Source organism: Mycobacterium sp. DL99, from assembly GCF_004762045.1.
Taxonomy (GTDB): domain Bacteria; phylum Actinomycetota; class Actinomycetes; order Mycobacteriales; family Mycobacteriaceae; genus Mycobacterium.
On sequence record NZ_SJOM01000007.1, the window covers coordinates 3,617,705 to 3,636,421 of the forward strand.

At 66.3% G+C, this 18,717-nt stretch carries 17 protein-coding genes and 1 tRNA gene; 3 read left to right on the forward strand and 15 right to left on the reverse strand.

The genetic code is table 11. The annotated features are described in order from the left end of the window. Nucleotides 1-277: 277 nt before the first annotated feature. A complete protein-coding gene (locus EYZ64_RS17830; RefSeq protein WP_286175296.1) occupies nt 278-3,298 on the reverse strand; it encodes an ATP-binding protein in 3,021 nt (1,006 codons plus the stop codon). On the opposite strand from EYZ64_RS17830, the gene EYZ64_RS32460 reads away from it, so the two are divergent. After that, nucleotides 3,252-3,464, forward strand: coding sequence for a hypothetical protein (locus EYZ64_RS32460; protein WP_286175364.1), 213 nt, complete (start codon nt 3,252-3,254; stop codon nt 3,462-3,464). The genes EYZ64_RS17830 and EYZ64_RS32460 overlap by 47 nt on opposite strands. Before the next feature lie 362 nt (nt 3,465-3,826). Here the strand turns inward: EYZ64_RS32460 and EYZ64_RS17835 are convergent. The 3 genes from EYZ64_RS17835 to EYZ64_RS17845 form a co-directional block, all read right to left on the reverse strand. Then, nucleotides 3,827-3,903: transfer RNA gene (locus EYZ64_RS17835), tRNA-Pro, on the reverse strand. Nucleotides 3,904-3,994: 91 nt separating this feature from the next. Further along, on the reverse strand, nt 3,995-5,371 hold the full coding sequence (locus EYZ64_RS17840) for an APC family permease (RefSeq protein ID WP_135455278.1): 1,377 nt from the start codon (nt 5,369-5,371) through the stop codon (nt 3,995-3,997). 11 nt (nt 5,372-5,382) lie between these two features. Continuing rightward, nucleotides 5,383-6,273, reverse strand: a complete 891-nt coding sequence (locus tag EYZ64_RS17845; protein WP_135455280.1) for a carbon-nitrogen hydrolase family protein — start codon at nt 6,271-6,273, stop codon at nt 5,383-5,385. Nucleotides 6,274-6,373: 100 nt separating this feature from the next. Here EYZ64_RS17845 and EYZ64_RS17850 point away from each other — a divergent pair, with 100 nt between their 5' ends. Then, nucleotides 6,374-7,135 carry a FadR/GntR family transcriptional regulator gene (locus tag EYZ64_RS17850; protein WP_135455282.1) on the forward strand — a complete coding sequence of 254 codons (762 nt, stop codon included), beginning with the start codon at nt 6,374-6,376 and terminating at the stop codon, nt 7,133-7,135. On the opposite strand, the gene EYZ64_RS17855 is transcribed toward EYZ64_RS17850, so the two are convergent. The 8 genes from EYZ64_RS17855 to EYZ64_RS17895 form a co-directional block, all read right to left on the reverse strand. Continuing rightward, complete coding sequence (locus EYZ64_RS17855) at nt 7,132-8,049, reverse strand: sulfite exporter TauE/SafE family protein (protein ID WP_135455284.1); 918 nt, start codon at nt 8,047-8,049, stop codon at nt 7,132-7,134. The genes EYZ64_RS17850 and EYZ64_RS17855 overlap by 4 nt on opposite strands. A 243-nt stretch (nt 8,050-8,292) precedes the next feature. After that, on the reverse strand, nt 8,293-9,060 hold the full coding sequence (locus EYZ64_RS17865) for a sulfite exporter TauE/SafE family protein (RefSeq protein ID WP_450071759.1): 768 nt from the start codon (nt 9,058-9,060) through the stop codon (nt 8,293-8,295). 85 nt (nt 9,061-9,145) lie between these two features. After that, on the reverse strand, nt 9,146-10,564 hold the full coding sequence (gene der / locus EYZ64_RS17870; RefSeq protein WP_135455288.1) for a ribosome biogenesis GTPase Der: 1,419 nt from the start codon (nt 10,562-10,564) through the stop codon (nt 9,146-9,148). Next, nucleotides 10,561-11,247 carry a (d)CMP kinase gene (gene cmk, locus EYZ64_RS17875; RefSeq protein WP_135455290.1) on the reverse strand — a complete coding sequence of 229 codons (687 nt, stop codon included), beginning with the start codon at nt 11,245-11,247 and terminating at the stop codon, nt 10,561-10,563. Before cmk ends, der begins: the two co-directional genes overlap by 4 nt. Continuing rightward, nucleotides 11,244-11,984: a pseudouridine synthase gene (locus EYZ64_RS17880; RefSeq protein WP_135455292.1), complete on the reverse strand. Its 741-nt coding sequence runs from the start codon at nt 11,982-11,984 to the stop codon at nt 11,244-11,246. The genes cmk and EYZ64_RS17880 overlap by 4 nt, the downstream gene beginning before the upstream one ends. 1 nt (nt 11,985) lies before the next feature. Continuing rightward, a complete protein-coding gene (gene scpB, locus EYZ64_RS17885; RefSeq protein ID WP_135455294.1) occupies nt 11,986-12,723 on the reverse strand; it encodes an SMC-Scp complex subunit ScpB in 738 nt (245 codons plus the stop codon). 8 nt (nt 12,724-12,731) lie between these two features. Continuing rightward, nucleotides 12,732-13,601 carry a segregation/condensation protein A gene (locus tag EYZ64_RS17890; protein WP_135455295.1) on the reverse strand — a complete coding sequence of 290 codons (870 nt, stop codon included), beginning with the start codon at nt 13,599-13,601 and terminating at the stop codon, nt 12,732-12,734. Continuing rightward, complete coding sequence (locus EYZ64_RS17895; RefSeq protein WP_135455297.1) at nt 13,598-14,482, reverse strand: ParA family protein; 885 nt, start codon at nt 14,480-14,482, stop codon at nt 13,598-13,600. The genes EYZ64_RS17890 and EYZ64_RS17895 overlap by 4 nt, the downstream gene beginning before the upstream one ends. Nucleotides 14,483-14,600: 118 nt before the next feature. On the opposite strand from EYZ64_RS17895, the gene EYZ64_RS17900 reads away from it, so the two are divergent. Continuing rightward, entirely contained in the window at nt 14,601-15,353 is a 753-nt protein-coding gene (locus tag EYZ64_RS17900) for an O-methyltransferase (RefSeq protein ID WP_135455298.1), read from the forward strand. Here the strand turns inward: EYZ64_RS17900 and xerD are convergent. Genes xerD through pyrG form a run of 3 tightly spaced genes read right to left on the reverse strand, consistent with a single transcriptional unit; the run spans nt 15,350 to nt 18,703 of the window. Beyond that, nucleotides 15,350-16,288 carry a site-specific tyrosine recombinase XerD gene (gene xerD, locus EYZ64_RS17905; RefSeq protein WP_210115665.1) on the reverse strand — a complete coding sequence of 313 codons (939 nt, stop codon included), beginning with the start codon at nt 16,286-16,288 and terminating at the stop codon, nt 15,350-15,352. The genes EYZ64_RS17900 and xerD overlap by 4 nt on opposite strands. Nucleotides 16,289-16,305: 17 nt before the next feature. Next, a complete protein-coding gene (locus EYZ64_RS17910; protein ID WP_135455302.1) occupies nt 16,306-16,926 on the reverse strand; it encodes an NUDIX domain-containing protein in 621 nt (206 codons plus the stop codon). After that, nucleotides 16,919-18,703 (reverse strand): CTP synthase, encoded by a 1,785-nt coding sequence (gene pyrG / locus EYZ64_RS17915; RefSeq protein WP_167857870.1) that lies wholly within the window; start codon nt 18,701-18,703, stop codon nt 16,919-16,921. Before pyrG ends, EYZ64_RS17910 begins: the two co-directional genes overlap by 8 nt. Between the last annotated feature and the right edge of the window lie 14 nt (nt 18,704-18,717).

Consider the following 18,717-nt stretch of genomic DNA (forward strand, 5'->3'; position numbering starts at 1 on the left):
TCCGGCGCGTCGACCGTCAAGAACGCGATGGCCAACCTCGCCACAGCTGGTGATCAGCTCCGCAGGCGTCGCGAAGTACCCGACCCCGATGGGTCTCCGTAGACATACCCAAGCTCGCGCCGGCCGCGGCATCGTCACGGCGTTCTGGGATGACGTCTGGAACGCCCATGAAGCCGATGCCATCGGCCGGTTCGCCGCGGACGACTTCGTCATCGAACAGTGCCGACGGTCTAGACGTGTTGTCAGCTGGCGAGAACCAGAACAGCTCCGCGTGTCATTACATTGCTTCGGCCCACGCGATATGGCCGTCGAGGCCAAGCTTTTTCGCCATGTCGAGGTGGCGGGCCCGCAGGTCCGCGTAAGCCGTGGCATCCCCGCGAGCCCGCGCGAGGCGAGCACGGAGCCTCAAAAGCCAGATGTCGCGCATCACAAAATGCTGTTCAGCTGGTGCGGCCGCTACCCGGTCGATTGCTGCCTCGGCCTCAGCTACATCACCATCGCGTCCGCGATCAAGCAGTGTCTCGACCAGTACATCGGTTGCAACAATGCCCCACCCCTGCAGCCATCCGTCCGGGAACAAGTGATCGACGGCGGTACGCATGAGCGACATCGCCTCATCACACTGTCCATGCCGCGCCATCTCACGGGCGGCGTAGACGTTGACGATCGGTAGATCACCCAGGTTGTGGCTCCCGCTTACGAACATTTCGCGGACTTCCGTCAGTAGCTGCCGTCCGCGGTCGCGCTCCGCAGCCGTCGGGCGATGCATCAACGCAAGGCCCAACGTCCACCGGGCGAAGGCCAACGCTAGGTCATCACTGGATCGTTCGGCAATCCGCAATGCATCTTCGATCTCGCACATCGTGCGCTCGTCGGGCCTCAACGCGCCGAAGGGAATGCCCGGGAGGTAGATGTAGGTGATCACCGTGGTGTAGGACATGGGGTCGGCGCTGCGGGCGATGTCCAGACTGTGTTGCAGGACGTCGCGCCAACCCGTAAGGCCCAGGCAATACCGGGCAAAAGCCAGCGACGTGTATGCAAGGGCTAGCGGTGATCCGAAGATGAAGTTGCCTTTCGACGGATCACCGTCTGCCAGGTCGATAACCTGCTGTGACCAGCGCAGTACGTCGCTGACCTCGGCGCACTCCATCTTGACGTAGATCGCGGGCCAAGATAGCCCCACTGTCAACGTCGCGTCGCCGATTGACTCGATAAGGGTCATGGCTTCGGATGCCAGCTGCGACGCGTCACGTATCCGGTCCTGAAACGCCAGATCGATCACCAGTCCTGCCATTGCGATGGCCAGCGACGCTTTGTCTCCGGCGGCACTGCACAGCTTGTGCAATTCATCAAAGCGGTCGCCTGCCACGTTGGCATGGACGCGATACGCGGTTCCGCACAACATGGTGCGAGGAGCGATACGCATCGCCGCTCGGTACGGATCGTCGACCGGTAGCGCGTCGGCGATCTCTACGGCTCGCTCCCAGCTTTGCCGCGCCGCGCCGATGTCACGGTTGGTCGCCCAGGTTGCTGCCCGCATGTGCCAGCCGTAGGCGGTCTGCAGATCACCGCTGGCCTGTAGGTGTTCGGCGATCAGCGCTGCATTCTCATCGGCCGCTGCCGGGTCCCGGGATTCGATCGCGGCCGCGACTCGCCGATGCAGCTCTGCTCGATCGGATTTCAGCTGAGCCTCGTAGGCCACCATGCGAATCAGCGGATGGTGGAACACATACTTGGGTTTCCGGGTGAAGCTGACCTGATCGATGAGCTGAGCGGCCAGCAGATCGTCGACGACAGCTTCGACGCCCAGCGCAGTGAGCAGGTCCGGGCCAAACCGCGAGCCAATGACCGCTGCCGCGCCGAGCGTGCGCTTGGCTTTTGGATTCAACCGGTCCACGCGAGCGGCGATGGCGGCCTGCAACGTGGCAGGCACACTGATCTCTCCACCCGTTGCGGTCGATACGTATACGCCGGTCTGTCCCAGCAGCACGCCCCGCTCGGCCAGTTCGCGCACGATTTCCCCGGCGAAAAATGGGTTGCCGGCCGCCCGCTCGCCGATCTTTTGGCCGATCTCGCCTACCGAGGGGTCCTGGCCGATCAACTCGAAGACCAGCTCCATGGTTTCTGAATCACTTAGCGGTGCAAGGGCAACGGTCTGGGCCCCGGCCACGCGGCTCAAGACGCCGTGGTATTCGGGTCGGTAGGTAACCAGCACCAGCGAGGGGGTCTGCGGGATCACAGTGAGGAACTCGGCCAGCATCGATTCGCTGACCTCATCGATCCAGTGGGCGTCTTCGATGACGTAGACCGTTGCGGCCTGGCGGGCCAGGGATGCGCCATTGACCAACGCAGTCAACCGCCTGCGCCGCGCGTCCGGGTCGATGTTCGGTAGCTCGATGTCGGGATCAGCGATACCTAGCAGGTCCTCGAAGAGCGTCAGGTCCTCGGGGTCGGCGTCGCGAACTCGCGTACGAATATGGGCGCGGGCCACGTGTGCGGCAAGACCCTCAACCCCGGTGGCGGCGCGCAATAGTCGGGCCACCACACGAAACGGAACGTCAGTGGCGTGCGATTCGCAGAATGTGGTGAACACCTCCACGTTGCGGCTTCGAGCTATCGCGGCAACGTCGCGTACTAAACGGCTCTTACCGATGCCAGGTGAGCCCACCACGCCGACCACACAGCCATGGCCTTCGATGGCGCGGTCCAACAGACCTTCGACGGTGGACATCTCCCATTGCCGTCCAACGAGATTCGACTCAGTTCGCCGGACAATGTGACGGCCCTCCGGCACGCCCAGGAGACGTTGGGCACGCGCTGGTCGATCGGTGCCTTTGATGTCGACACGCTCAACTTCACTGACGGTCGCCGCGCCGTCGACCAACCGCGCGGTGGACGCGCTGAGCATCACTCCGCCGGGCGGGGCCACCGATTCCATTCGTTGCGCCATTCCGACTTGCTCACCGATCGTGGTGTAACCGAATGGTCCTCGACCAAGTTCACCGGCGATCACCTCGCCAGAGTTCAGGCCCACTCGCAGAGCCAGTTCCACGCCGTCGCGGACGTCAATGTCGACGGCGAGCCGCTTCGCCTCCTCCTGGATGCCCAGCGCCGCGAGACAGGCACGAAGAGCGTGATCCTCCAGTGCGACCGGCGCACCGAACACGGCCATGAGGCCATCGCCGGTGAACTTGTCCACCGTGCCGCCGTAACGCTGCACGACAGCTGTCGCGCTGTTGACCAAGTTGGTCATGATCTCGCGCAATCGCTCCGCCCCGACTGCTGCCGCGATGTCCATCGAGTGCACCACGTCGGCGAACAGCACGGTGACCTGCTTGTACTCGGCCGGTGGCGAATCGGCCGAGACGGCTGCACCGCACTCGCTGCAGAACTTGGCCTTCTCGTTCAGCGCAGTGCCGCACGATCCGCAGGACCGCTCTGCGGTGGTCATCTCACGGACCTGACTCCGTTTCGATCACCTCAGTATCGTGTCACCACCGGTCAGACTTGTCTTCCGTGATTCCGATACGGACGTGCACGTCGTTCGCAATCACCCAACGCGTGTGGTTCCGGCTGGCTTCGCATGTTCGGGTTGAAGAGCCCTTGCCGTAGTCGACAGCGCACCGTCAATGACGTTTGCGCCAAGCCGCCGAAAAACTGCCGAAAGGGAACCCTCCGCATGCGCGAAAGTGCCTTTGATCTGTGTCGGGCTGACAGGAGCCGCCGGCGCGACCGCCTCGTACCTCGGCGGGCGCTTCGGCTCCCGGCATCATGTCCCCCGAACATGAAAAAACTCGCTCGGCTTCCGCCGGCGAGTTTATTTTCATGGTCGGGCTGACAGGATTTGAACCTGCGACCACTTGACCCCCAGTCAAGTGCGCTACCAAGCTGCGCCACAGCCCGCTTGCTTCCGGCTTGCACCGGCAGCGAGTCGAAAGCTTACCGTAGCCGCCCACCCTTCTTCTAATCCGCCCCATCGGTCACACGGTGAGGCTCACTGCGCCGCGGGTTCGGCGATCGCCGTCTCGGCCTCGTCGACGGCGATCTCCGGTGGCAGCCCCTTGAAACCGTGACTCGTCACGGCCAGCACGACGATGCCGACTCCCAGCCAGCACAACCCGAGGATGATCGCCCGGTTGTCGAGCTGCAGCAGCAGGTACGACGTGATGACCGCACCGATCGCCGGCGCGACGACGTACAGCAGCGGGTTGTGTACCTCGCCCGCGGCGCGGCGACGGAAGTAGTAGACAACCACCGACACGTTCACAAGGGTGAACGCCACGAATGCCCCGAAGTTGATGAATGACGTCGAGGTCGCCACATCGAGGAACATCGCCAGTAGGCCCACCGTGCCGACCATGACGAGGTTCGCCGCCGGGGTGCGGAACTTGGCGCTGAGGGTGCCGAAAACCGACCGTGGCAAGGTGCCGTCGCGGCCCATCGCGAACAGCAGACGCGAGGCCGAGGCCTGCGCGGCGATGCCGGACGCGAACTGAGCGAGGATCAAGCCCGCCAGGAACACCGCTCCGAACAGGTTGCCGCCGATCTGCTTGGCGATCTCCAGTGCCGCCGACGACGAATCGCTGAATTCCCCACCGGGATGCACCAATTGGGTGGTGTAGGCGACGATCAGGAAGATCGAACCGCCGATCAACGCGATGAGCATGATGGCGCGCGGCATGTTCTTGCGCGGGTCGATTGCTTCTTCGGTGAACGTGGTGACCGCGTCGAAACCCAGGAAGCAGTAGGCGGCGATCGCGGCACCGGCCGTCACTCCCCCGATGCCGGCGCCGACTCCGGTGAACGGGCTGGAACTGACCAGCCCACCGGCACCACCGCTGCGGAACACCGAGGCGACCGACAGCGCCACGAACAACACGATGACCAGCAACTGGAACGCCATCAGCACGTAGTTGGCCTTGTCGGCCACCTTGATGCCGACGACGTTGAGCACGGTGGTGATCACAATGAATCCGAGCACCCACACCCAACCGGGCACCCCGGGGAACTGCGCCTCCAGGTAGGCCGCCCCGATCAGCCAGATCACCATGGGCAGGAACAGATAGTCGAGCAGCACCGCCCAGCCGGTGAGGAATCCGATGCGCGGATCGATCGTGCGACGCACGTAGGTGTAGGCCGATCCGGACACCGGGTAGGCCGCCGCCATCCGGCCATAGCTGGACGCCGTGAACAGCATGGCCACCAACGCGATCAGGTACGCCGACGCCGACGCCCCGGCTGTCGCGGCCGCGACCACGCCGAAGATGCCGAGCACGATCAGCGGTGTCATGTACGCCAGACCGAACAGCACAAGTGAGCGCAGCCCTAGGGCACGCACCAAAGTCGGTGGGCCGCTTGATGTGCCTGTCATTGCGGTGCCTTTCAGTCGGCGTTGACGTTCGAGGGTGACCAGCGCTGCGGATCGATCCGCCCGTCGTACAGCGGCAGTGCTATCGGGCGGTCGGACGGTCCGAACTGATCCCACATCCGGTTGGTCCCGGCGGTGCCGCGCTCGCGTACCGCGGCGACGACCCCGAAGTCGATGTGCTGGTAGAGCACCCCAGGCGTCTCATCTGGACTCTCCTGCAGTACAGCACCTTCCGGGTCGACGATGATGCTGCGGCCCATCCCGACCGGGCCCGCACAGTTGACGCTCACCGTGAACACCTGGTTCACAATCGAATTCGCCCGCGCCAGCACCAGCTCCTGATGCCGGTCGGCGGTGGTGGTCTTGACGACGTTGACGATCACGTCGGCACCCATCCAGGCGAGATGGCGACTCACCTCGGGGAACCAGGCGTCGTAGCAGATCGACAAGCCGATCCGGCCCACGTCGGGGATGTCGGCGGTGACGAAATGACCACCCGGTGTGTACTTCTCGAACGGCCGCCAGGGGAAGATCTTGCGGTAGAACGCCGCCAGGTGTCCGTCGGGCGCGAAAATCGGTGCGGTGTTGAAGAATTCACCGTTGTCTCCCAGCTCACAGACGGAACCGGGTACGAGCCAGGCGTCAGCGGCGCGGGCAACCTCGCCGAGCGCCCCGATCAGCGGACCGTCCAGCGGGTCGGCTGCCGCGGCCAATAATCCGGTGTCGTCGGTGCCGAAGAGGTGGATCTCCGGATACACGATCAGCGCGGGGCCTGCCACGGCGTCCCGAACCCGCAGCACGTCGGCCGCGAACTGCGCGACGGTGTCGTCCCGGCCGAATATCGGCAGGCCCGCCAAGTCCAGAGGCGCCGCCTGAACGGCAGCGACCGTGATGGATCCGGACACCCAGGACCTCCGAAAAGTTAATAGCCCAAATTGAGCGAATTTAGCGAGATATTAGTTCAGCATGAACGAATAGCGCAATAGCTCCCGTACCCTGAGTGCCATGACGTTGCAGGTCGGTGACGCGCACCCGGCGCTGAGCGCCCCAGCGGTCGCGGGCATCACCCGACTCAGTGCGGCCGATACGGTCCGGGCGCGCCTTGAACTGGCCATGGAGTTGGACCTGATGGCCACCGGGGAACGGCTGCCCGCCGAACCCGACATCGCCGAAGCGCTCGACGTCAGCGTCGCCACCGTCCGCCGGGCCCTGCAGTCGATGGCCGACGAGGGTTTGGTGATCCGTCGGCGCGGCCGGGCCGGCGGGACATTCGTCGCTCACAGCGGTGCCCGCGTCACGCCCGACACCGATCGTCCGTCAGCCGCGTTCCGCGCCGACGCCGCCGAGGTGCGCCGCCTGATCGACCTGCGCGCACTGGCTGAGGACGCGCTCAGCGCCGCCGCGGCGCACACCGCAACCGACGAGGAACTCGATGCACTCGCGGCCATCGTCGCAGAGGCGGCCGCGACCACCGACTGGACCGGCTTCCACAGCGCCGATCAGCGCTTCCACGAATCAGTCGCCGCGGCAAGCGGTCTCGACTGGGCAATGAACACGTACTGCGACGTGCTGCACGGGCTGTACCGGTACTTCATCCCGTACCCGATCAGTTACCTGCACCAGTCCAATCGCGAGCACGCGCAACTGGTGGAGGCGCTACGCCGACGCGACAGCCGAGCGGCATCCGAGATTGCCCGCAATCACGTACTGTCGCTGCACAAGACGATGTACGTCGGTTTGCCGCAGCGTGCAAACGGGTCCGGCTAGCCCCGCCCCACCGGCTCTCCGGCAGTGGCGACCACCGAATCGGCGACATCCCGCGGCGACCTCGACGTCTGCCAAGCCCGGACCAACAGCGCCGCCCACGCCACCACGATCGCCGCGTAGATCCCTGTCGACCACGGCCAGTGCACGCCGAAGTAGTGCACCAGCTTCTGGCTGTTGGTCAGCAGGATCACGCCACCGACGGCCGCACCGAGCAGCGCCGGGTTGACCCGGCTTACCAACCAGGCGGCGAATGGTGCGGCAATCACTCCGCCGACCATGAGCCCGAGCACCACGGGCCAGTTCTCCAGGAATTCCTGGCGGAGCCCGACCAGGAAGCCGATCGACGCCGACACCGATACCAGAAATTCCGAGGCGCTCACCGAACCGATCACGGTCCGCGGGGCCGTCTTACCCTGCGACAGCAGGGTGCTGGTGGTCACCGGACCCCAGCCGCCCCCACCCGATGCGTCGATGAAGCCGCCGAACAGGCCCAGTGGGGCGAGAAACTTCGCGCTGTGACTGGTGCCGTGCTCCCCCAGGGTCAGCGGAGCGCCCAACGAGAAACGCAACAGCACGTAGATACCGATACCCAGCAAGATTGCCGCCATGAGCGGTGCCGCGGATTCCGTCGACAGCGATGACAGCACCGTGGCACCTGCGAACGCACCTACCGCGCCCGGAAGCCCGAGCTTGGCCACCAGCGGCCAATCGATGTTCTTGAAACGCCAGTGCGACACCGCTGACGCCAGCGTCGTCCCCACCTCGGCCAGGTGCACCGCGGCACTGGCCTGTGCCGAAGCCACCCCGCTGAGCACCAGCATGGTCGTGGCGGTGACACCGAACGCCATGCCGAGAGCACCATCGACCAACTGGGCTCCGAGGCCGACGAGCGTGAAGATCAGAAGCGAACGCATGGGTTCGGCTGCTTTCGATTGTGGTCGCCGGGCGACCTGATGACTGACGGGCGCGGATCAGATGCGCGCGCGACACCATTCGTCGAAAGCCATCAACCGGCGCGACGGCCAGAACGGCTCGAGAGCAGCAAGGGCTGAAGGTGCAGTGCGGTATGCACGTTCAGCCACCGGTCGCTCCTCTCCCTCGTCGTCAGACAGACTGGGCAAGCCTACAAGAGTCCAGGGGGAAACCCGCCGACAGGCTCACACCGTCAGTAGTCGGTACAGCCCGATCAGGCCCACCACCACGATGACCGCGCGCAATGCGTTCGGCGACAGCCGGCGGCCGTAGTGGGCCCCGAGGAAGCCACCGATCAGCGAACCGACTGCGATCAGACCCGCCGCTTCCCAGCTGATCCGGTCGAACGCGACGAGCGTGTAAGCGAGCGCGGCCACGATATTGACCAGCAACGACAACAGGTTCTTGGCGGCGTTCATGCGCTGCATGGACTCCGGCAGCAGCGCACCCATCACCGCGATCAGCAGGATCCCCTGGGCTGCGGTGAAGTATCCGCCATAGACACCAACGGCGAACGTGCCGATCACCAGCACAACCATGCGCTGCGGGCTGACATGGTCTGCCGACTGACCCGAGGCCTCGGCGCGCTGCCGCACCCAGGCTTGGATCCGCGGGCCGACCACCACCAGCACCAGCGCCAGGATGAGCAGGATCGGCACCACCGTGACGAACACTTTTTCCGGCAGGTGCAGCAGCAGCCAGGAGCCCAGCCCGGCACCGATCAGCGATCCGGGAATCTGCCAGCGCAGCCGCTTCCACTGCCCGCGCAGTTCTCGCCGGTAACCCCACGTGCCCGACACCCCGCCGGCGACCAGACCGACGGCATTCGACATCGTCGACGTGACCGGCGGAATCCCCAGCGCCACCAGCGTGGGGAAAGTGATCAGCGTGCCGGACCCGACGATGGCGTTGATCGCTCCCGCGCCGACGCCGGCCAGTGCGATCAGGATCATGTGGGTGACAGACACTCGGGCCACCCTATCGGCCCGACTCGTGTACGGCGCGTCACGCTGGGCGTAACCCAGCGAGCACAGATCGCTAGCGCTTCTTCGGTGCTCCGCGCTTCTCGCGGACCCGGACATTGATCCGCACCGGGCTGCCCTCGAAACCGAACTGCTCACGCAGGCGTCGCTCCAGGAACCGGCGGTAACCGGCCTCCAGGAACCCGGAGGTGAACAGCACGAAGGTCGGGGGCCGGGTGGCCGCCTGGGTGGCGAACAGGATCTTGGGCTGCTTGCCACCGCGCACCGGCGGCGGCGTCGCGGAGACGATCTCTTTCAGGAAGTTGTTGAGCTGTCCGGTCGAGATCCGCTTGTCCCAGGACGCCAGTGAGGTCTCCAGCGCCGGCACCAGCTTCTGCACCGCCCGGCCGGTCATCGCCGAGATGTTGACCCGCGGCGCCCACTGCACCTGCACCAGTTCGCGGTCGATCTCTTTGTCCAGCAGGTACCGCCGGTCCTCGTCGACCAGGTCCCATTTGTTGAACGCGATGACCAGTGCACGCCCGGCCTCGATCACCATCGACAGCACCCGCAGGTCCTGCTCGGTCAGCGGCTGGGAGGCATCGATCAGCATGATCGCCACTTCGGCCGCATCGATCGCGCCGTGGGTGCGTACCGAGGCGTAGAACTCGTGGCCGCTGGCCTGGCCGACCTTGCGACGCAGACCGGCGGTGTCGACGAAACGCCAAGTCTTGCCGCCCAATTCGATCAGCGAGTCGACGGGATCGACCGTGGTGCCCGCGACGTCGTGCACCACCGAGCGCTCGTCGCCGGCCAGCCGGTTCAGCAGCGAGCTCTTGCCGACATTCGGCTTGCCCACCAGCGCCACGCGGCGGGGGCCGCCGGCACCGCTGCCACCGACCTCCGAAACCTCGGGCAGCTTCTCCATCACCGTGTCGAGCAGATCGGCCACGCCCCGGCCGTGCATGGCGCTGATCGCGTGCGGTTCGCCGATGCCCAGCGACCACAGTGCCGCGGCATCGGACTCGCCCCGCTGCGTGTCAACCTTGTTGGCGGCCAGGAAGACCGGCTTGCCCGACTTGCGCAGCATCCGGGCCGCCGCCTCGTCGGCCGAGGTGGCACCAACGACCGCGTCGACCACGAGGATGATCGCGTCGGCGGTGCGCATCGCCACCAGAGCCTGATCGGCCACCAGCTGCTGTAGGCCCTTGGCGTCGGGTTCCCATCCGCCGGTGTCCTGCACCATGAACCGGCGGTTCAGCCAGTTCGCGTCGTAGGACACCCGGTCGCGGGTCACCCCGGGGATGTCCTGCACGACGGCTTCACGACGCCCCAGGATCCGGTTCACCAGAGTCGATTTCCCGACGTTGGGCCGGCCGACGACGGCGACGACGGGAGGTGGCGCGGCGGCCTCCTCCAGAACCTCGGCGACCTCGTCGCTGAGCTCCCAGTCGCTTTCGTCCGACCAGGTGCCGTCTCCGCCCGAGTCGCTCATCGTCGCACCCCCGCATGCTGGGTCACCAGGTCGAGAAGGTGTGCCACGACCTGTGTTTGGTCCATCTCGCTGGTGTCTACCACCAGCGCGTCCTCGGCCGCCCGCAACGGCGATACGGCCCGCGTGGAATCCAGGTGGTCGCGCCGCTGCACGTCGGCGAGCACCGTCTCGTAGTCATCGGGCAGTCCGCTCGCGACGTTCTGGGCGTTGCGGCGCCGTGCGCGCTCCTCGGCCGACGCGGTGAGGAAGATCTTGACGTCGGCCTTGGGCAGCACCACGGTCCCGATATCGCGGCCCTCCACCACCACACGCCCACCCGTCGATGCCAACTCACGCTGCAGATCGACCAGCCGGGCACGCACCCCGGGCACCGCCGACACCGCCGACACCGCTCGGGTCACCTCGTCGCCACGGATTTCGTCCGAGACGTCCTCGCCGGCGAGGTACGCGCGGTCCTCTCCGGGATCCGAACCCACGCCGATCACCGCGCCGGACGCCACCGCGTCGATCGCCTCGGCATCGTCCAGGTCGGCCCCGGCGCGCAGCACCGCCAAGGTGACGATGCGGTACATCGCGCCGGTATCCAGGTAGCTGGCCCCCAGGGCCTGCGCCAAACCTCTTGAAACCGAAGACTTTCCGGTCCCTGCCGGCCCGTCGACCGCCACCACCAGAGATCCGCTCACATTCCCACCGCCTGATAAAGCTCGCCGATTTCCTTGCGGCTGAGCGCTCTGATACTGCCCGGTCGCTGCTCGCCGAGCGCCACCGAAGCGATGTCGGTGCGGACCAGTTCCTGCACCGGGAAATCCACTGCGGCCAGCATCCGCCGCACGATGCGGTTCCGGCCCTCATGCAGGGTGACCTTCACCAGGGTCTTGCCCGGAACGGTGTCCACCACCGCGAAGTCATCGACATGCGCGGGGCCGTCGTCCAGTTCGACACCGGCACGCAGCTTTTTACCGAGTCCGCGCGGCACCGTGCCGATCACCGTCGCCACATAGGTTTTGGGGATCTCGTACGAGGGGTGCATCAACCGGTGGGCGAGCTCCCCGTCGTTGGTCAGCAGCAGCAGCCCCTCGGTGTCGGCATCGAGCCGACCCACGTGGAACAGCTTCTTGTTACCCCGAACCCGGTGCTCCACCAGGTCCCCCACGCACGGGCGGCCCTTCTCGTCGGACATCGTGGACATCATGCCGCGCGGCTTGTTGATCGCCAGATACACCAAGGTGTCGTCGAGAATGACGCGCGAACCGTCCACCCGGATGTCGGCGACCGCCGGGTCGACACGGGTGCCGAGCTCGGTCACCAGCCGGCCGTCCACCTCGACGCGACCGTCGGTGATCATCCGCTCGGCCACCCGACGGGACGCAATTCCCGCCTGGGACAACACTTTTTGCAGCCTTACGCCTTCTTCAGCCATGTCAGTCCTTGTCCACGTCGAAGCCCAGCGGCTGATTGCTGCCGGATGAGCCCCCGTTGAGTTTGGCGAAACGCGGCTCGTCACCGAGTGATTCGCTCAGGTCGTCGATCACATCGACGTCGGGCAGCAGAGGCGCGAGGTCCGGCAGATCGGACAGCGAGGACAACCCCAGCCGTTCCAGGAACAGCTCGGTGGTGGCGAACGCCGCCGCGCCGGAGTCGGGGTCGGTGCCCGCCTCGGTGATCAGGCCGCGGGCCACCAGTGTCCGTATCACCGCGTCCACGTTGACGCCGCGCACCGCACTCACCCGCGCCCGGGTCACCGGTTGGCGGTAGGCCACCACGGCCAGAGTCTCCAGTGCGGCCCGGGTCAGCTTCGACCTGGCACCGTCGAGCAGCAGACGTTCGACGTACGGGGCGTAGCGCGCCCGGGTGTACATCCGCCAACCCCCTGCGGCCTCGCGCAGGTCGATGCCGCTGTCCCGGGCGGCGAAGTCATCGGCCATCAGACGCAGCTTGGCCATCACCCGGTAGGCGGGCTGTTCGGTCGCCGAGGCCAGCGCATCGACCGTCACCGGCGTGTCCACTACCAGCAACAACGCTTCGAGCACGGCACCCAGTTCACCGTCCTCAAGCTCGGGAACCGTCGCCACATCGATGCCCAGATCATCTCCGACCGGGATCGCATCACCCGGGGCATCTTCGGACTGCACTCCGGAATCGGAGATCTCGTCAGTCATTGTTCTCGCTATTCTTCCGCATCAGCGGTTGCCAGATGTTCGCTGGTCGGCCGATCTCCGGTCCACGAAACCTGGAGCACTCCAAGCGGTTCTGGTTGCTCGAATGCTACCGCCCTGGCCCGGAACAGTTCGAGCAGCGCCAGGAAGCGGCCGACGATCTGGATTCCGTCCGTGCACTCTGCCACGAGTTCGGAGAAAGTTGCCCATTCGCCGATCCCGCGCTGTTCGAGCAGGGCGATGATCCGGTGGGCCTGTTCGGGCACCGACACCTTGGGCGCGTGAATGTGGTCGATGCCGACCGTCGGCACAGGACGCGGGGTGAGGGCAGCGGCCGCGATCTCCGCGAACTTCCCGGCGTCGACACCGAGCATCACCTCGGGCAGCAGGTCGGAGAACCGGTCCTCCAGCGACACTGCGCGCGGGTAGCTGCGCAGCGCCGCGGCCTCGAGTTCTGCGAACATCAACGCGACGTGTTTGAACGCGCGGTACTGCAGCAGGCGGGCGAATAAGAGGTCGCGGACCTCGAGGAGGGCGAGATCCTCTTCGTCGTGAACCTCACCAGAGGGCAGCAGCCGGGCGGCCTTCAGATCCAGCAACGTGGCTGCGATCACCAGGAACGTCGTGGTCTCGTCCAGTTCGAGACGGGCCCCGATCTCCTTGGTGTAGGCGATGAAATCATCGGTGACCTGGTGCAACGCCACCTCGGTGACGTCGAGGCGGTGCGCGAAGATCAGCTGCAACAGCAGGTCGAACGGCCCCTCGAAGTTGGTGAGCCGAACCTGGAAGCGGTTCTGCTGATCACCGGCAGTCGGCTCATCCCCGGCCGCGGGATCCGCTTCGGCACCATCGGTAGTCGGGGTGTTCAGGACATCGTTCACGCGCCGAACCGGTCGATGACTTCGCGTGCCAGCGATCGGTAGGCCAACGCGCCGCCCGATTTCGGCGCCCAGGTGGTGATGGGCTCACCGGCCACACTGGTCTCCGGGAACCGCACGGTCCGTGTGATCACGGTGTCGAACACCAGATCGCCGAACCGCTCCACGACGCGGGCCATGACCTCACGCGCGTTGACCGTGCGCGGGTCGTAACGCGTCACCAGGATGCCGCTGATCGACAGTTTCGGGTTGAGCCGGTCGTGCACCTTGTCCACGGTGTCGGTCAGCAGGGCCAGCCCGCGCAGCGAGAAATACTCGCATTCAGTGGGGATGATCACACCATCGGCACAGGCCAGACCGTTGACCGTGAGCAGGCCCAGCGACGGCTGGCAGTCGATCAGCACGTAGTCGTAGCGATCGAGGATCGGGTACAGGGCCCGGGCCAGTGACTGCTCCCGGCCCACCTCGTTGACCAGCTGGATCTCGGCGGCCGACAGGTCGATGTTGCTGGGTACCAGGTCCATGCCGCTGACCCGGGTCTTGATCACGACGTCGTCGATCGACACCCGAGGTTCGATCAGCAGGTTGTGCACCGTGTGCTCGAGTTCGTAGTGCGGGACCCCGAGGCCCGCCGACAGCGCGCCCTGCGGGTCCAGGTCGACCAGCAGGACCCGGCGGCCGTACTCGGCCAGGCTGGCGCCCAGATTGATGGTCGAAGTGGTCTTGCCGACCCCGCCCTTCTGATTGCACATCGCGATGACCTTGGCCGGGCCGTGCGTCGAACGGGGCCGCGGTTCGGGAATGTCGCGCGGTGGCCGCCCGGTCAGCCCGAGCTCGGGTGAGCTGTGCTCAAACAGTCCGTCGTGCCCGCCGTCGTCGTTCATGCCTGACCGCCACCGGTCAGGCATCCCGCAGTCTTGGCGCACATCCCGGCAAGTTTAACGTCGCTACGCAGCCAGGACGGGCAGACCCGCGGGCAATCTGGCGCATATGGTGTGCGTCATGAGTCTCAAACAGCGGCTACCGCTGTTGCGGTGGTCGTTCATCCGGATGGGAATCGGCGCCAGACACTTCGCGCGCACCGGGCAGTGGGGCGATGGCCGGGAGGCCGCCGCCGCCGATTACGTCGTGGCCAACGCCCGCGCGGGCGACCTCGACGACGTCATCGCCACCATCGACAAGTTCGCCTACGAGAAGTCATTTCTGATCAACGTGGGCGACGAGAAGGGGGCGCTGCTCGACGCCGCGGTGATCCGGGCCAATCCCCGGCTGGCCCTCGAGTTGGGCACCTATTGCGGGTACGGGGCGATGCGCATCGCCCGCGCCGCCCCGGTGGCCCGGGTGTTCTCGGTCGAGTTCTCCTCCACCAACGCCGACATCGCGCGGCGCATCTGGGCCCACGCGGGAGTGGCTGACCGGATCACCTGCGTGGTCGGGACCATCGGCGACGGCGGACGCACGCTCGATGCGCTGGCGGCCGATGGGTTCGACACCGGCGGGCTGGATTTCGTGTTTCTCGATCACGACAAGAACGCCTACCTGACCGATCTGCAGAGCCTGCTGGATCGCGGCTGGCTGCACCGGGGCTCGGTCGTGGTCGCCGACAACGTGAAGCTTCCGGGAGCACCGAAGTACCTGGCTTACATGCAGGAGCAGCAGGGTTCACTCTGGGATACGAAACATCACAAGACGCATGCCGAGTACCAGACCCTGCTGCCCGATCTGGTGCTCGAGTCGGAGTACCGGGGCGGTTAACGCGCTCGGGGGTGCGCACCCGCCCAGACCTCGCGCAGCGTGTGCACGGTGACCATGGTGTAGATCTGCGTGGTGGTCACCGAGGCGTGGCCGAGCAGTTCCTGCACGACGCGCACGTCGGCGCCGCCGTCGAGCAAGTGGGTCGCGAACGAGTGCCGCAACGTGTGCGGCGAGACTGCCGACGTGATCCCGGCCCGCTCGGCCGCATCCTGCAACACCTGCCAGGCGCTCTGCCGCGACAGCCGCCCACCACGGGCGTTGAGGAAGATCCCCGGGGTGCCGCGGCCCCGCCGGGTCAGATCCGGACGCCCCCGCACCAGGTAGGCGTCGAGTGCGCTGACGGCGGGACGGCCGATGGGCACGAGCCGTTGTTTGCCGCCCTTGCCGCGCAGCAGCACCGAGCGCGCGTGGGTGTCGATGTCGTCGACGTCGAGTCCCACGGCCTCCGAGATTCGCGCCCCGGTGGAGTACAGCAACTCCAGCAGCGCCCGGTTGCGTAGCGTCAGCGGACCGTCGGCCTCGCTGTCCCCGCCGGCGGCCTCGAGCAACGCGAGGACCTCGTCGAGAGTGAGACTCTTGGGCAGCCGCCGGCTGGGCGTGGGTGGTTTCACGCCGCGGGCGACATCGAGTTCGGTCATGCCCTCGGCTGTGGCGAACCGGTGCAGCCCGCGGACCGCGACCACCGCCCTGGCCGCCGAAACCGCCGACAGCGCAGCCACTCCCGCGTCGGGGTCCCCGCGGCGCAGAGCGATCAGGAAGTCGCTGACATCGGCCTCGGTCACCTTGGCCAGATCGGCGATTCCACGTTGGGTCAGGTGTTCGGCGTAGCGGCGCAGGTCCCGCCGGTAGGAGCTCAAGGTGTTGGCCGCCACGCCCCGCTCGATCGTCAGGTGATCGAGGTAGCCCTGAACCTGGCTGTCCAGCACGGTCTTCAGGGGCGGTGGCGGAGTCCTCATAACAGGCCTTTTCGCCGCCTGAACGCTGTCGGCTGGTCGATCCACTCCGCCTCGACCGGCCGTAGGGCCTCCGCACCGGTCATCGCGTGCGCCGCCAGAATGCCTGCCACCGCGATACCGTTCACGATCTCGCCGGAGAACACCTGCCGCACGGCTTCTTTCAGCGGCACCCGCTCGACAGCCATGTCGGCTTCCTCGTGCTCGGCCTCGGGACGTCCGATGTCGGTCAGCCCGGTGGCCAGAAAGATCCGCACGCTCTCGTCGGAGAACCCGGGCGTCGAATCGAGATCCACGAGCACCCGCCACTGCTCGGCGGCCAGGCCGACCTCTTCGGCGAGTTCGCGGGCCGCGGTCACCTCGGGTCGTTCCCCGCCGAGGTCGAGCAGGCCGGCGGGCAGTTCCCAGAGCCGACGGCCCAGCGGATGGCGGTACTGGTACACCAGTACCACGTTGCCGTCCTCGTCGAGGGCCACCACGGCCACCGCACCGTAGTGCTCTACGACCTCGCGCCGGGCCGAACCACCGCCCGGCATGCTGACCTCGTCCGCGCGCAGCGCGAAAATGCTTCCGACATAAACGGTTTCACTGGACAGAGTCTCGAACTCGTGTTCAGCCAAGTGAAGCGGCTTCGGTGTCGTCGACAGGGCTTTCGCCGGCCACCACTTCCCCGGACTCCCCGGCCTCCTCGACGAAGGTTTCGGGAAGGTCCATGCCGGGCAAACGCTCCTCGGCCTTGTAGTCCAGCGCCGCGCCGATGAACGCCGCGAACAGCGGATGCGGCCGCGTCGGCCGGCTCTTGAGCTCGGGATGCGCCTGCGTCCCGACCAGGAACGGATGGATCTTCGAGTCGTACTCCACGAACTCCACCAGATGCCCGTCGGGCGAGGTGCCGCTGAAGCGCAGCCCGCTCTCGGCGATCCGGTCGCGGTAGGCGTTGTTCACCTCATAGCGGTGCCGGTGACGCTCGGACACCTCGGTGGCCTGGTATGCCTCCGCCACAATCGATCCCGCTTCCAGCACGGCCGGATACGCACCCAGCCGCATGGTGCCGCCCAGGTCAGCCTCGCCGGCAACGGCGTCCTTCTGATCGGCCATCGTGGAAATCACCGGATCCGGCGTCTTCGGATCGAACTCGGCCGAGTTGGCCCCGGCGATACCGACCGTCCGGGCCGCCTCGATCACGATGCACTGCAATCCCAGACACAGACCCAGGACCGGCAGGCCGCGCTTGCGGGCGAACGAGATGGCCCCGAGCTTGCCCTCGATGCCGCGGATACCGAACCCGCCGGGAATGAGCACGCCGTCGACATCGGACAGCGCGGCCACCGCACCGGCATCGGTCTCGCAGTCATCGGAGGCCACCCACCGGATCTCCACCTTGGCGCGGTGTTTGAAGCCGCCGGCACGCAGCGCCTCGGCCACCGACAGGTAGGCATCCGAGAGGTCGATGTACTTGCCCACCAGGGCAATTCGGACCGTCTCCTGCGGCTCGTGAACCCGCCGGAGCAGATCGTCCCACTCCGACCAGTCCACATCGCGGAACGGCAGGTTCAGCCGGCGCACCACGTACGCGTCGAGTTCCTCGCGGTGCAGCACCTTGGGGATGTCGTAGATGGAAGGCGCGTCCGGCGTGGAGATCACACCATCGATGTCGACGTCGCACATGAGCGCGATCTTGTTCTTGAGCGGTTCGGGGACGTCACGATCACACCGCAGGATCAGGGCATCGGGGGTGATGCCGATGCTGCGCAGCGCGGCCACCGAGTGCTGGGTCGGCTTGGTCTTCAGCTCACCGGACGGGGCCAGGTAGGGCACCAGCGACACGTGCAGGAAGAAGCAGTTGTCCCGGCCGACTTCATGGCGCACCTGACGGGCGGCCTCCAGGAACGGCAACGACTCGATATCGCCCACCGTGCCGCCGATTTCGGTGATCACCACGTCGGGGCGCTGTCCGGACGAATCAGGCTCGGCCATGGCCAGGATCCGGCTCTTGATCTCGTCTGTGATGTGGGGAATCACCTGCACGGTGTCGCCCAGGTACTCGCCGCGGCGTTCCTTGGCGATGACTGTGGAGTACACCTGACCGGTCGTCACGTTGGCCGACTGGGAGAGGTTGCGATCCAGGAACCGCTCGTAATGGCCGACGTCGAGGTCGGTCTCGGCGCCGTCCTCGGTGACGAACACCTCACCGTGCTGGAACGGGTTCATGGTGCCCGGATCGACATTCAGGTAGGGGTCGAGTTTCTGCATGGTTACCTGCAGCCCCCGCGCGGTGAGCAGCTGACCGAGGCTCGAGGCGGTCAAGCCCTTACCGAGTGAAGATGCCACACCACCGGTCACGAAGAGGTGTTTGGTGGCAGTGTTCGGGTGCTTGCGTAAGGCGGGCAAAAGCATCCTCCGTGACGACT